This is a genomic window from Peribacillus sp. SRI_006, from assembly GCF_057586375.1.
Genome location: NZ_JBYCZT010000008.1, coordinates 67793 through 82823 on the forward strand (window position 1 = coordinate 67793; position 15031 = coordinate 82823).

A 15031-nucleotide genomic window follows, 5' to 3' on the forward strand; every position below is an offset into this window, starting at 1 on the left:
TCCCTAAATCAATTAAAATGATAACGTTTCGACAATTCCTTGTTTTACACGGTCAACAGTCGGTAAATAATGATCTTCTATTGTAAACGGCGGAACCGGTACATCAAATCCTGTTACACGCTTAATCGGCGCTTTCAGGTAAATAAGAGCTTCATCATTAATGATGGAGATAATTTCCGCACCTAATCCGGCCGTCTTATGGGCTTCATGGACGATCAATGCACGACCTGTCTTTTTAATGGATTGCACGATCGCATCCCTATCTAAAGGGTATAAAGTTCTAAGATCGACCACTTCACACTTCCAGCCTTTTTCTGCTTCAATCTTTTTCGCGGCATTCAATGCCTCCCTTAACATGGCCCCCCATGCAAAAATGGTCAGGTCGCTTCCCTCCTGGACCACTTTTGCCTGACCGATTGGTATTCGGTACATTTCATCGGGAACTTCTTCCTTGAAGGCCCGATACAATTTAGTCGGTTCCAAAAAAATCACTGGATCTGGATCTTCGAGCGCTGAAATGAGCAGCCCTTTTGCGTCATATGGATTACTGGGTGCAACCACCTTTAAACCCGGAGTATGGGCAAAGAAGGTTTCGACACTTTCGGAATGAAGTTCAGGACCCCTGATTCCGGCACCATATGGCGTACGGATTACGAGGGGCACCCCAAATTGCCCACGAGTACGATACCTCATACGGGCAGCATGGGAAATGAGCTGCTCGAACCCCGGATAAATAAAGGCGAGAAACTGGATCTCCACTATAGGCAGCATTCCGTTAAGAGCCAAACCAATGGCAGAGCCGATGATTCCGGATTCAGCTAATGGCGTATCCACAACTCGATCTTTTCCATACTTCTCATAAAGTCCTTCCGTCGCTCGAAAAACCCCGCCATTCACACCAATATCCTCACCCAAGATCATCACGCGATCATCATGATCCAGCATTTGGTCCAGCGCTTCCGTAATAGCCTGGAGCATCGTTAAATTTTTGCCCATCATTTCCTCCCGCCTTTCCTTAAGATTTGGTTCAATTCCTGCTTCTGTTCCTTAAGATGCCATGTCTCCTCAGCATATACATGGTTAAACATTTCGAGCGGGTCGGATTTCGGATACGCTTCGGCCCTTTTAAGGTGAGCATCGATCAGTTCGTTGAATTGCTTTAACACCAATTCTTCCTGCTCTTCATTCCAATGACCCTCTTTATTCAAATACTTTCTAAGGCGTGTAATAGGATCGCGGTTTTCCCTCCAGAACGTTGAAATTTCGTCCTGATCGCGATATATGTTCGGATTGTCTGCAGTAGTATGGGCGCCATAGCGAAAGGTAATGGCTTCAATTAATGTAGGCCCTTCCCCTTTAAGCGCTCTTTCGACAGCTTCCTTTACAGTCATCCATACGGCAAAAATATCATTTCCATCCACCCGCACCCCATGGATGTCATAAGCAGCAGCACGCTGGGATATTGTTTTTGATGCCGATTGCTTTTCAAAAGGGACACTGATTGCGTAGCCATTATTTTGGCAGAAAAAGATTGTCGGGGTTTTATAAACGCCGGCAAAATTCAGTGCTTCATGAAAGTCCCCTTCAGAAGTCGCACCATCGCCAAAATAGGCGATGCTAACATTCTTTTCGCCTTTAAGCTTACTTGCCCAAGCCGTTCCAACTGCATGAACCATTTGAGTGGCAATTGGAACACTTGGAGGCAAGATCCTTTTTCCTTTTGGACAAATCGAACCATCAAAATGCGCCATCCAGTATAGGAAAACACGGTATAATTCCTGTCCATGAATGATTGCCGCTCCATGATCACGGTATGTGGGAAACATCCAATCCCCTGCCGACAATGCTAAAGCGCTTCCTGCTTGGGACGCTTCCTGCCCTTCGAAAGGTGCATAAGTCCCAATCCTGCCTTGGCGCTGGAGATTTATTGATTTTCGGTCAAATGTTCTGAGCAGGAGCATGCTCTCATACATCTTTAACATAAGTGATTTATCGATTTTTCCATCAATCGCTTCAATTATTTCCCCATCAGGAGTCAATACACGAAACATTTCCGGCTCAACTCCGCTTGAATGCGCTTTCATTATTGGGTTTCCCGTCTTTTCCATTTCATTTCTCCCCTTAAGATAGATTTGTTTCGCAAACTTACCTAGGTTTTGAACAGTCATGAAATAACAGCCCAAAATGTTTTTATTGGTCTTTCTGTCTGTGATTAAATGCTGTTTCATAAACTACATTTCCTTATATAAAAGGATAATACATCCATGTTTTTAATAATATGTTAAATAGAATGAATTTTTTACATATTACCTTTATTTAGAAGATGTTTTCTGATACTTCGCCTTCATTTTGAAAATGGGAACCTTTAATGGGAAATTTCATAATGATTCCTTTCAAAATGTGATATGCTCCCGACAGATTTAGAACCTTCATCAAAAAAAAAAATCCAGCACAAAAAAGACCCATTATATTAATATATGGGTCTTAGCCTGTATAAAAACTCCAAGAAATCAGTTGCCTACGTTTTTTAAACAGACAGTTGATTTCAGAAATCCGCATCCCTTTGCGCCGACTGTCTGCCAAGCCTCCTCGACGCAAGAGCCCGCGGGGTCTCGGCTAGCCAGTTTTTCGGCAGGAGTGTCGCATATTTCTTCCATCCATTAAGGAGTTCAAGAAAAAACATGAAGGATAAACTAGTCTAAAATAGGGTTCGGAATAAGACGAACCTGCAGTTTTTTCTTTTAAAAATTCCAGTTGATTTCAGAAATCCGCTCCCTTTCCGAAATCCGCATCCCTTTGCGCCGACTGTCTGCCAAGCCTCCTCGACGCAAGAGCCCGCGGGGTCTCGGCTAGCCAGTTTTTCGGCAGGAGTGTCGCATATTTCTTCCATCCATTAACGGGTACAGGTGAAAAACTTAAAGGATAAACTAGTCTAAAACTTGGTTCGGAATAGACCAGCCTGCAGTTTTTTCAATAACACATAGTTGATTGGAACGAAAGGCGCGAGACTCCTGCGGGAAAAGCGTGGCATGGGAGACCCCGCAGGCGCGCCGAGGAGGCTTCGCCCGCCCGCGGAAAGCGAGTGCCTGGAGTGGAAATCAACGTTCCCATTTTACAAACCCACAAAAAAGCTGTCGGCAAACAATTATTATCTAGTTTGTAAACAAAAGGGCTCTATCTACAAAGGTGATTGGAACGGAAGGTAAGAGACTCCTGCCTGCGGGAAAAGCGCGTCAAGGGAGACCCTGCGGAAAGCGAGTGCATGAAGTTGAAATCATTACACATACCCTCTTTCAGAAATCCGAAATTAGATCAATGTTACCCTTTTTGCATTTCAGGATGGGGTAGGACCCGCAACGGGAATTGCACCCAAAGGTAGAAAAGGTCTATTTTTCAAATGTTCCTTTAACGACAGCATGGCCATCTTTGACCATCATCTGCCCCATTGCGATAACACTATTTATTTCTAAAGTTCGTTGATTCATCATGATGATATCGGCGTCCTTACCTACCGAAAGCTTTCCCTTTGCAGAAAGCTTTAAAATGTTTGCCGGGTTTTCCGTCACAACTCGTAGGGCATCGGCAATTGCCACTCCATCCTCGAGGACCGCATCGACAACACAATCATATAACGACATGCATGTACCAATGTTCAAACCGCGCAGGTTACCGCTTCCATCGAAGTCAGGCAGGCTGGCTTGCCCATCTGAAGTTATGGTGATCTGCCCGATTTCAACGCCTTCTTCTAGTGCCATTTTAATTGCTGTACTTGCTTTGACCTCGCCTTCTTCAAGGAATTTCTGGATTGTACTTGTCGTAAAATCTATATACCCCCCTTTTTTTGCATATTCCACCCCTGCATTGAATAAATGCGGATTTCGGTTTATATGTGTAGGGTAGAACTGAGTGATCGGAATTTCCGTTGTCTCGACAACTTCTTCAATTACATGCAAATGATCTAGACTGTCGCCGACATGAATATTGACGATACCGCTTTTCCCGGATAACAAACCTCCATTACGTGCCTGCGAGGCCAGTTTAGCGAGTTCGGCTGCAGTCGGCTGCGAAGAACGATGATCGGCAATGGCTATTTCGCCAACACCGATAATTTTATCCACAAGAATCAAATCATCCTCGATCTTGCCGGTTAACGTCTTGACTGGAACTTGATACGAACCAGTCTGAACGAAGCAGCTAATTCCTTCTTCTTCAAGCGCTTTCGCTTTAGCGAGCAGTGCAGGCATCGTCCTTGTCGTACCATCTGTGCCGATGACCCCTACCAAAGTCGTTATACCGGCTAAAGTGGCATCTGTTAATTGGATTTCAGGTGTCCTCGTTTTAAAACCCCCTTCCCCGCCTCCGCCGATAATATGTACGTGGGCATCTATAAAACCCGGAGCCACAATTTGACCACTTGCATCAATCACTTTCATTTCAACGAAATTGGCAGGTACATCAATCTTGTCCTCAATGAAGCCAATTTGCTTCCCAACCAAGAGGATATCTTTTTGGCCCATATATTCCGGTCCATAAAGCTCCCCATTTTTAATAAGTGTGAGCATTGTTCATTCCCCCTCCAAAAATTGAAATTTTCAAATAGGTTTCAAAATCTTTCACGCGGGTAAATATACAACATGACCCGCTAACAATTACATAAAAAAGTCCAAAACATACTTGTTCATTTTTAAACGTTGTAGCTGAATTGACATCTTGATTATGCTTTTCCAAAAGTATAAAAACAAAAGGAGTAAACGACATGAATAAAGTGATTTCTTCTGACATTCAAACAAATAAAAGATTATCCATGCGACAAATCATGAACCTATATCAAGTTACAAAAGAATTTAAAGGGAATATATATTTTATCTGCAACCATAAATTGGTCGATGCCAAGAAACTTTCAACTTTCGTATCCTTCGTGCTCATTCTTCAAGAGTGCGCAACGATGAAAGTCATACTTGAAGGCGAGAATGTACACGCCATGCTTGAAAAAGTACAGGCTATTTGTAAAGAAAATGATGAAAGTGCATTTCGTTTCCAATCGAACCAAACCGTAAATATTTAAATGATTCCAACTACGTTGAAGAGGGTGTAATTATATGAGAACCATTTTAATGGTGATAGGCGCAATCGTCGTAATCGGCATAATAGCAAATCTCATTTTTTAAGAATGATGAAAGACTGTCAATGATTGACAGTCTTTTTTTGTTGATTTGATTTAGAAAGGCTTGATCATGCTCCCGGACCTGGGAATCACCACGGAACCTCCCAGTCCCTCCATTTATTCAAGCCTTCTCGTATTTCATTTCCTTTGTCAATCCAATATTGTCTCCTCTTCTCCTCTTCTTCCTTCTCCTGTTGCTCAGCTATAAGTGCCTGTTGTTCTGCTATAAGCGGACCGATATCTTGAGCTTTAAAAGATTGAGCAGCTTGATTCTGTAAGGCTTTCGACATTATTTTTTGAAAGATGATTGCACTTCCCTGACTGCTGTGTGTCGTTAGATAATGTTTTGCGTCCGTCTTATCATATCCCGCCCAAACAGCACCGACCAGCGAAGGTGAATAACCGATGAACCATTGATCTTTAACCCCTGATACTCCTTCGATGGGAACTTGTGTAGATCCTGTTTTACCTGCTATTTCATAACCGGAAACAGCCGCGTTTTTCGCTGTGCCATATTCCACTGTTCCAAGCAGCATGGCATTCATTTTGTCGACGGCGCCTACAGAGGTCACTTTGGTACTTTTCTCTTTCCAGGCGGCAACCTCTTTTCCATCGGCATTTTCTATCCTTACAATGGCGTGGGTTTCCATCCGTTCCCCTTCGTTGGCGAAAGCAGAAAAGGCTCCTGCCATCTGCAGCGGGGACACACCTTTTTTCATCCCTCCTAAAGCGATAGACAGGTTTCGATCATCCTTGTCATATGGAATCCCAAACCGCTTAAGTGAATCAAGCCCCCTATCGATCCCAATCTCATTCAATAGCCAAACCGTCGGTACATTCAAGGAATTCATCACCGCTTCATACATGGGGACTTCTCCTTTATATTGACCACTCAGGTTTGTTGGCTCATATTCACCGAAGCTCATTTTTTCATCCTTTAAAGGGTCAGTGATATCATATCCCTCTTCAACAGCCGGCGTGTAAACGACAAGCGGTTTAATGGATGAACCAGGAGACCTTGTCAATTGGGTTGCCCGGTTATATCCCATGAATTGGTGTTCACCCCTCCCGCCGACAAGTGCTTTTATGCCGCCTGTTTCAGGATCAAGAAGGACAGACCCGCTTTGAACCAGTTCCTCTGTACTCGTTCCAACCGGAAAATTGGCTGAATTCTCATACACGCTTTCTGTAGCCTGCTGCATGGACTGGTCCAGGGTCGTGTAAATTTTATACCCCTTTGAAAGCAGCTCCTCAAGCTTAATTCCATATTTACTCGATGCTTCCGATAAAACATGATCGACATAATAAGGATACTTACCTCTTAATGGATCGGTTTCCTTCTCCCCCATAAGCAGTGTCACCGAATCTTTTTTTGCGGCCGCTTCTTCATCTTTCGTCAAATAACCATGTTCCGCCATTCGCGAAAGAACCAAATTACGCCGCTTCACTGCACCGTCCAAATTCTTGTATGGATCAAGTTTGGATGGCAAGTTAATGACTCCCGCCAGCAAAGCTGCCTCGGCAACGGTCAATTCAGAGACCTCTTTGGAAAAATAAATATTTGCAGCCTTTTTGATTCCCCATGCCCCATGGCCAAAATAAACTTGATTCAAATACATTTCCAGGATTTCATCTTTTGTATATTTATTTTCAACTTCCTGGGCTAGAAAAAACTCTTCTATCTTCCTCTTCAATGTTCGTTCCGATTCCAGCATCGTGATTTTCACAAGCTGCTGGGTGAGCGTGCTCCCGCCTTCAACAACACTTCCAGCCTTCGCATTTTTAACCAAAGCCCGCATGATCCCTTGATAATCTATGCCGTGATGTTCATAAAAACGGTGATCCTCAATGGAAACCACCGCTTGTTTCATATGTTCCGGTATTTCATCTATCGCCACGCCCTCGGATTTATTTGCCGTGATCGTACTGGCTAGATTCCCATCCAGATCATAGATCCCTGTCGGTTGCTGAAGACTATTTTCAAGATGACTTATATCAGCACCCTGCCTGAAATACAATAGTGAACCGGCGCCTACAACTGCAATCGCCAATATTATAATTAGACCTAATTTCACTAACCCTCTCATTTGTACCCCCAATTTCCCATCTGCGACATGTTTCATTAAAAATATTTTACCCTTTTTGTTAAAGAAAACTCGTCGATTGAATAAAAGGCGCTCTTTTCTTGTAGCACTTTACACGTGAATCGGCATCCTTACCGATGATATCCCTTCATCGTCTGTGCCTGCCAATTAACTGAAGGACCAATTTTCATCCTACCATTTTAACTATGCTCATATCTATCCTTTACCCGTAAAAGGCAATCTATATACCGATTAAAGGCGTGAAGCCATTTAAAAGCGGGTATAACACTATTAAGGTCTTATACAGGGGAGAGATGATAGTAATGAAAGACTTAAAACATATTGTCGTCGCTTTTGATGGAAATGAAGAAAGTAAACGGGCCGTCGAATATGGAGCAACATTGAAAAAGGCATTTCCAAAAGCTGAGTTGACCGTCGTTCATGTCCTAAATGATAAGGTTGAACAGCGTATCATGGGTAACGCCTCCGCGCCGGGGTTCGTGCCCTCTGCCGGATTTTATGTGGATCCAGTCCAGACACATCCTGTTGTTGAGGTTGACCAGCCAAGAAATCAAAAGGTAAATGACACCCCCTCCGCCCTCGAGAATAGTATTCAGAACGCAGAAAGTAATACGTTGAGATTGTTAAGTGAATGTCAAGTGACGGGGAAATTCGAACTATTGGAAGGATATGCGCCAGATAGCGTATGTGACTTTGCAGCGAGAAATTCAGCTGATCTTATCATTGTCGGCAATAGCGATAAAAGCGGTTTGGAAAAATTCTTCCTTGGCAGTACAAGTAGTTCCATTGCGAAAAACGCACCATGTTCGGTATTCATTGCAAAATGAAAAATGAACGGTTTCTACCTGAGTGGTTCGAGTCATACATTCTCCGAAAAAGGCCGGATTCATATAGAATCCTGCCTTTTTGTTAATAGGATTTTTTCAGTATTACATTCGGAGCAGCCGAAAAACACCGGGTTGCTAATTGCTGCCCAAAACCACATCCAGCATCAGTGCTGACTATCAGGTTCAAAATGGCTGAACCAGAACCGTTCACTCCCAGCCTTTAGGCTCCCTTGTGGAAGTATTTAATTTTCGATCATCGGTTAGAATATCTATTAGTTTCTTTAAATGCCAATTAAAGAAAAACTGTACATGTCATCGAAACTCACCTTTTTACCATTTCATGTAAATATCATTTCGTTTATCCAACTTCTTTACAGACTTTCAATACACCTGCCGATAACCAAGTTAGAATACGACAATTTTTCTATAGACTCACTAAGGTTTGCTTTCATTAAAAGCCTAATTTACATTGGGGAGGGAATGGACATGGATAAACATTCGATATCAGCTGAAAAAGGCGCCTACATAAGCATTGCCGCTTACATATTCTTGTCTGCTCTTAAATTGTCATTTGGTTATTTCGGTGATTCTAAAGGGCTTTGGGCTGATGGTTTAAATAATACGACCGACATCATCGCTTCCATAGCCGTTTTGATTGGTTTGAAAATTTCAAAGAGACCTCCTGATGATAATCATTCATATGGTCATTTACGGGCGGAAACCGTAGCGTCATTGGTAGCTGCCTTCATCATGATCACTGTGGGCCTTCAGGTTGTTTACAGTGCCATTGAATCCTTCTTTCACCAAGATTCAAAAACCGTACCCAGTATGCTGACCGGTTATGTCGCTCTATTCTCTGCAATCTTCATGTACGGAATCTACCGTTATAACCTTACATTAAGTAAAAAAATCAACAGCTCTTCCATCTATGCCGTTGCCCAGGATAATCGTTCCGATGCCCTTGTCAGTGTTGGTGCTTTCATTGGAATCATCGGTACTAAGTTGGGAATCCCTTGGCTGGATGCGATAGCTGCAGCAGTCGTTGGGGTCATCATATGCAAAACGGCCTGGGATATCTTTCGTGATGCGTCCATCTCTTTAACCGATGGTTTCGACGAGCAGCTCCTGCAAAAGATCGGACAAACGATTATATTGACAGAGGGTGTTAAAGACATGAGTGAAATTAAAGCACGGATGCACGGAAGTGAAATCCTGCTCGAAACTACCGTTCATGTCAACCCTCTTTTGACCGTCATTCAAGGTCATGATATTACAGTTAGAATCGAAGAAAATCTTTTGAAGGAATATAATATCCAGCATGTGATCGTACACATCGAACCATATGCATTTCATAAAAAAGGTAACCGTCATTAACTTTACGGATACCTTTTTTTGTTATTTATTCCTGTAATTTCTGTAATAAAACTGTGTCAAAAAAAGGTATTTATTGATTGATTGCCGAATATTTATCCAATTGACACATGTTAAAGGAACAGTAATCTGTTATCATGAAAACAAGTTGTAATTATTTTGATATTTTGTAATTTTATTCAAATAGAGCACTTTCTGGGTCAAAAGTAAATTCATTTTCCTACAGTATGGAGGGCAAAATGGTATCTAATCGAGAAATGACCATTCACTTTTTATCTTCTCAAAAAAACAGTATCATTTCCAAATGGAAAGATGAGTTGCTGCATTTACCGGACGGATATCTGGGGTATTTCAAAGGAGAAGTCGAAAATATTTTTAATTTGCTAATGGAGCAGGTTGGAAAATCGGATACTGACATAGACGATGTACTGAAGGTCGTAGGGGAAAAAATTGCGGCTGATCGCGTTACTAAGCAATTGGATATGGAAAATTTCTTTTCCACTGCAACCATCGGGAGATCCGTCATCATAGAGCACATTTTGAATTCCGGAGCACACAAAGAGGAAATATCGGCTCTAATAAAACGGGTAAACATTTACTTCGATAAACTCATTCATTTTGCATTATCCCATTATACCGAATTGAAAACGATGGAACTTGAAGAACGCTATCAATTCATAAGCCCAAACCATAAAGACCGTTTGACGCTCCTTGGCCAAATGACCTCAAGCTTTGTCCATGAATTCAGAAATCCACTGACTTCCATCATGGGATTCATACAATTATTACAGGCAGAACAACCTGAGATAAAGTACCTTGATATCATTTCAAAGGAATTGGATCAGCTCAATTACCGGATCACGCAATTTCTTAATATTTCCAAAAAGGAGACTTCAACAACACAACCTGATCTATTTTCCATTGCTCAGCTTGTGAATGAGGTGATCGAATTTTTATATCCCAGCATTTTGGAAGTTAATGCTTCCATTACATGCAATATTGCCGAGGATGCCGTAATTTCGGGTTCTAAAGAAGAATTCCGTCAAGTTTTACTAAATATTATATTAAATGCTCTTGATGTGGTTGCAGGGATGCCTTCCCCATCCATTTACATTTCAGGCTCTGAATCGCCACCCGGCATTCTTACTTTAAATATATCGAATAATGGGCCGAAGATACCTGACGACGTCCTGCCGAATATTTTTGAGCCATTCATCACCACAAAAAAAAGAGGAACGGGATTGGGATTATTCGTCTGTAAAGAAATCGTTTTAAAGCATCAAGGAACATTATCCTGTCACTCTACCGATTTCCTAACGACCTTTTCCATACAATTAAAAACTAAATAATGGATAAATATCCTTTTTTCCTTAGGGTTTTAGTGTGAAATTTTTGACTGATTGACGTCCAGTTACTTATACTAATAGGAAGGTTCCACTACTGATCGAGGTGAATGATCCTATAGATTGAAAATAAAAACCAGATTTCATACAAGATAGCGAATTATTTTTCCATCTAACATTTTATATACTAATATCATTTCATTCATTATTGGTTTTGGGAGGTGACTGGGATAATTAAATCGTTCGGCACATCTGGCGATTCAATAAAGTCCCACACTAATTGGACATATTAAGTTTTTTATTTGTCATTATTTTAATTGCTTTAACAGCCTTTTTTGTAGCTTCGGAATTTTCGATCATAAGGGTTCGCAGCTCCAGGATCGATCAACTGATTGAAGAAGGAAACAAAAAAGCCATTTCGGTAAAGAAGGTTACATCCGATCTTGATGAATACCTATCCGCTACACAGCTAGGAATTACCGTTACTGCCCTTGGACTGGGGTGGCTAGGACAACCGACCGTCCTTAAATTGGTTGGGCCCTTATTCAATGCCTTGAATATCCCACAAGAAGTTACAAGCATTCTGACATTTGTCATTTCATTTTCCCTGATTACGTTCCTGAATGTGGTTGTAGGTGAATTGGCTCCAAAGACGGTTGCCATCCAAAAGGCTGAGCAAGTGACCTTGGCAATTGCCGGTCCGCTGATTTTTTTCCATAAGATAGCCTTTCCCTTCATCTGGGCCTTGAATCATTCTTCCCGATTCGTTGTCGGATTATTTGGCTTTAAGCCAGCATCCGAAAGCGAAATAGCCCATACTGAAGAAGAATTGCGTTTCATCCTGTCAGATAGCTATAAAAGCGGGGAGATTAACCAGTCGGAATTTAAATATGTAAATAACATCTTTGAATTCGATGATCGAGTTGCCAAGGAAATCATGGTTCCACGGACAGAAATCATGACCATATCCAAGGATGAAACGGTACAGGAATTCGTCGATGTGGCCAAATTGGAAAAATACACTAGATATCCTGTTGTCGAAGGTGATAAAGACCATGTCATCGGCCTAGTGAACTTAAAGGAAGTTTTCTCGGATCTTATCAAGAACCGGGAAATCCATATCAAAGCGATTGAAAATTACGCTCGTCCGATCATTCGGGTAATGGAAAATATACCAATTCACGATTTGCTGTTAAAAATGCAAAAAGAACGCATTCATATGGCTATTTTGATGGATGAATACGGCGGAACTTCCGGACTTGTCACAGTCGAGGATATCCTCGAGGAAATCGTTGGGGAAATTCGTGATGAATTCGATATCGATGAAGTTGCCTCAATCAGGAAAATTAAAGAAGGACATTATATTTTGGACTCTAAACTTCTTGTAAAGGAAGTGAATGATCTTCTTGGCATTCACTTGGAAGAAGATGATGTCGATACTATAGGCGGATGGGTCCTTACTGAAAACTATGATGTGAAGGTAGGGGATATCATGGAAAAAGACGGATTCTGCTTTAAAGTGATTGAAATGGAGGATCACGCCATCCGTTCCATCGAGGTCACAAAAAAGGTCGTACATCTTCCTCTTGAAGGTACCCAAGGTTAATGATCAAAAACAGCCACGTAAAAGGTTATTTTACGTGGCTGTTTTTTAACGATTTGTTCATTTATCGGGAAACCGTCCCATTTTTTTGACCGTTACGATTGGAGGTGTGCTCTTTTTTTTCCATAAGATATACAGCATGATGAGGATAAAGGAAAAACCAGCAGCAGGTATTAGATAAGGTTCAGTTATTTCCCGGATTTGCTGCCAATTCTCACCGAGGATCCTTCCTAAGGTCAGGAACAATATGGTCCAAGGTATGACAGCCGCAACCGTATAAAATATAAACTTCCATACTGACATCCTCGCAATTCCGGCAGGGATGGAAATGGCATGGCGAACAACCGGAATGAATCGAGCCGTAAAAACCACGCCCACGCCATACCGCTTAAACCACTCTTCAGCATGTACAATATGATTTTCTTTAATTAAAATATATTTCCCATATTTCAAGAGAAAGGGCCTTCCTCCATAATACCCCGCCCAATAGAGAAATAATTGTGCCATCGTCCCGCCTGCCACACCGGCAAGAACAGCTCCCCAAAAATTCATTTTCCCCAGGCCTACCACATAACCACCGTATCCAAGAACAAGCTCACTCGGTATGATTTCAACCATCAGCCCCAATAAAATCCCCATATAGCCCATTTCCGCAAACCAATTCAATATCGTCATAATAAGCTGTGATATCATGCTATCGGACTCCCCTTACCGCTAATTTCAAATTGTTTGTCCTTCTATCCTATTCAGCTCATAACGTTCTATTCGATTTTTCATATCCAGTTTCACAATGCACCACATTCAGGATTGCACAAAAAAAGACCAGCTGCTATGTACTCCGGTCTCTTTACATCAATATTCTTTTAGCTCCCCTTTTTGGGAAATTTGAGAAAAAACAGCGGCAGTGAGTAAGGATGAATCATTTTGTGAAACATTAGTGAAAATCTCCTGCCGTGATTTCGTTTTTTCAATATGAATCCCGAGATCTTTATACTTGTTGATTATTTGATTATTCATGCTTACCCTCCTTTTCTGCTGTACCGTTATCCTTTAACTTCCCATTTAACGAAGTAATAAAACCTGTTTAAACGATTCGATCCAAAAAACAATCAATTGACATGAATAGTTTGCAGTTGGTGTTCATGCACTTCGTCTTTTTCAACATGGACCTGGACCTTATAGGTTCCCGCTTCTTCGAAAGATACCTTATTTAGATATGTTCCATTCCCATCTTCTTCAGCCTTGGTGAAATGACTCTCTTCGCTGCCTTCCTTCCACACCTCGAAATTCACATCTGCATTTGTCAGCGGCTTCCCATTCAATTCAACCGTCGCTTCAAAGTTCGAACTCTTTCCTGCCTTTACAGGGTTACTTTGAAACCCGATAGATACATCCGTACTAGGGTGAACCGATGCATCTTCACTTTCATGTCCTGGAACGACAACTTCCTTTTCAGGCATTACATGAAGGCCTTTAGCCGTTACATGGGACACTACAATATATTTGCCTTGTTCCTCAAAAGTATGCATCACTTGATACATGCCACTTCCAGTATTCTTTGCTTCAAGCATTTCCCGTTTATCCTGTCCGGACTTTCTCACTTCAAACAGCACCTCATCAGCTTCATTCACCAATTGGCTTCCCTGTTTCACTGCCGTTTCAAGAATGACTTCTTTTCCAGGCTCCACTTTCCCTTTAATGACAATTGATGCATCCATCGATACTGGAACAGCACTGTTCACTTCCTTATCCTCTGGCATTTCAGACTCTTGACACCCTGCCAGCATAACTAACAACGCAGTACACATATAAATTTTTTTCATATGAACTTCCCTTTACTATTTATTAGACTAAAAATCTGTCCTCTTCATATTGCCCATCCTTTCCTTTTTTCAGATTTTTATACATAATTTCACATCAAATGGTTCGCATTACGGTGACTGAAGTCAGCATGCCTACCGCGATGATCGTTAAAAATGAATATAAAAAGATTGAAGTCCCCACAACGCTCAATCCGCAAAGCAGTACACACCCATCAATGAAAAAAATCAGCAGACCTACATTGAGTCCACTTTTCCTGGAAAGGATTTGTGCCAACATATCGGTTCCGCCTGTAGAGGTCCCATACCGAAGCATTAAACCGATTCCAAGTCCAATCAACCCTCCCCCGATTACCGCACTTACATAAATGGGGAGGTTCCATCCTGTGACAGCGTCGGAAAAAATATCGATGCATAAAGAGGAAAAAAGCAAGCCATGCAAGCTGTTCAGGAATAATTTTTTTTCAAAGTACCAAGCATATATATATAATGGAATGCTGCTCAAAATCACACCCAGTCCTGTCGGAAGTCCTATATAGTAATGAAAAATCAGCCCAATCCCTATCATGCCGCCATCCAATAAATGATAAGGTATCAGAAAAAAATTGATTCCCACACCTACAAGCATGCTGCCGGCAATGATCGCTGCCATCCGTTCCATGATTTTCATGGCTGCCACCCCCTTTAATTCTTGCATTTAAAACTTGTCTTGGTTTCTATAGAATATGTTTGTACCATCAAAAAAATAATGAAACTGAGCAATTTTTTATGAAACGGCCCTCATTTTTCTGAATATTC

General features: G+C 41.6%; 13 protein-coding genes. 5 read left to right on the forward strand and 8 right to left on the reverse strand.

All coding sequences use genetic code 11. From position 1 onward, the window contains the following. Positions 1–12 precede the first annotated feature (12 nt). The 3 genes from AC2YHV_RS13055 to iadA all read right to left on the reverse strand — a co-directional run bounded on the left by AC2YHV_RS13055 (position 13) and on the right by iadA (position 4562). Positions 13–996 carry an alpha-ketoacid dehydrogenase subunit beta gene (locus tag AC2YHV_RS13055; protein ID WP_057275753.1) on the reverse strand — a complete coding sequence of 328 codons (984 nt, stop codon included), beginning with the start codon at positions 994–996 and terminating at the stop codon, positions 13–15. Continuing rightward, on the reverse strand, positions 996–2108 hold the full coding sequence (gene pdhA, locus AC2YHV_RS13060; protein ID WP_487373363.1) for a pyruvate dehydrogenase (acetyl-transferring) E1 component subunit alpha: 1113 nt from the start codon (positions 2106–2108) through the stop codon (positions 996–998). Before pdhA ends, AC2YHV_RS13055 begins: the two co-directional genes overlap by 1 nt. A gap of 1278 nt (positions 2109–3386) precedes the next feature. Then, positions 3387–4562 carry a beta-aspartyl-peptidase gene (gene iadA, locus AC2YHV_RS13065; RefSeq protein WP_487373364.1) on the reverse strand — a complete coding sequence of 392 codons (1176 nt, stop codon included), beginning with the start codon at positions 4560–4562 and terminating at the stop codon, positions 3387–3389. Positions 4563–4756: 194 nt separating this feature from the next. Between iadA and AC2YHV_RS13070 the strand changes: the two genes are divergently transcribed. Beyond that, positions 4757–5065: a hypothetical protein gene (locus tag AC2YHV_RS13070; RefSeq protein ID WP_034314818.1), complete on the forward strand. Its 309-nt coding sequence runs from the start codon at positions 4757–4759 to the stop codon at positions 5063–5065. A 188-nt stretch (positions 5066–5253) separates the two neighbouring features. Here AC2YHV_RS13070 and AC2YHV_RS13075 read toward each other — a convergent pair whose 3' ends face one another. Beyond that, a complete protein-coding gene (locus AC2YHV_RS13075) occupies positions 5254–7251 on the reverse strand; it encodes a transglycosylase domain-containing protein (protein ID WP_487373365.1) in 1998 nt (665 codons plus the stop codon). 320 nt (positions 7252–7571) lie between these two features. Here AC2YHV_RS13075 and AC2YHV_RS13080 point away from each other — a divergent pair, with 320 nt between their 5' ends. From AC2YHV_RS13080 to AC2YHV_RS13095, 4 genes are all read left to right on the forward strand, one after another. Continuing rightward, complete coding sequence (locus tag AC2YHV_RS13080) at positions 7572–8096, forward strand: universal stress protein (protein ID WP_487373366.1); 525 nt, start codon at positions 7572–7574, stop codon at positions 8094–8096. Between the two features lie 486 nt (positions 8097–8582). After that, entirely contained in the window at positions 8583–9470 is an 888-nt protein-coding gene (locus tag AC2YHV_RS13085; RefSeq protein ID WP_487373367.1) for a cation diffusion facilitator family transporter, read from the forward strand. Positions 9471–9706: 236 nt separating this feature from the next. Further along, positions 9707–10816 (forward strand): histidine kinase N-terminal domain-containing protein, encoded by a 1110-nt coding sequence (locus tag AC2YHV_RS13090; protein ID WP_487373368.1) that lies wholly within the window; start codon positions 9707–9709, stop codon positions 10814–10816. 274 nt (positions 10817–11090) lie between these two features. After that, entirely contained in the window at positions 11091–12416 is a 1326-nt protein-coding gene (locus tag AC2YHV_RS13095) for a hemolysin family protein (protein WP_098865916.1), read from the forward strand. A gap of 57 nt (positions 12417–12473) precedes the next feature. Here the strand turns inward: AC2YHV_RS13095 and uptA are convergent, their stop codons facing one another. The 4 genes from uptA to AC2YHV_RS13115 all read right to left on the reverse strand — a co-directional run bounded on the left by uptA (position 12474) and on the right by AC2YHV_RS13115 (position 14903). Continuing rightward, the gene (uptA, locus tag AC2YHV_RS13100; protein WP_063592651.1) at positions 12474–13103 is read right to left on the reverse strand and encodes an undecaprenyl phosphate transporter UptA; all 630 of its coding nucleotides are present in this window, start codon (positions 13101–13103) and stop codon (positions 12474–12476) included. Positions 13104–13265: 162 nt separating this feature from the next. Continuing rightward, on the reverse strand, positions 13266–13430 hold the full coding sequence (locus AC2YHV_RS13105) for a hypothetical protein (protein WP_153246081.1): 165 nt from the start codon (positions 13428–13430) through the stop codon (positions 13266–13268). Between the two features lie 92 nt (positions 13431–13522). Further along, positions 13523–14236, reverse strand: a complete 714-nt coding sequence (locus AC2YHV_RS13110; RefSeq protein ID WP_487373369.1) for a FixH family protein — start codon at positions 14234–14236, stop codon at positions 13523–13525. 94 nt (positions 14237–14330) lie between these two features. Further along, the gene (locus AC2YHV_RS13115) at positions 14331–14903 is read right to left on the reverse strand and encodes a YitT family protein (protein WP_487373370.1); all 573 of its coding nucleotides are present in this window, start codon (positions 14901–14903) and stop codon (positions 14331–14333) included. Positions 14904–15031 lie beyond the last annotated feature (128 nt).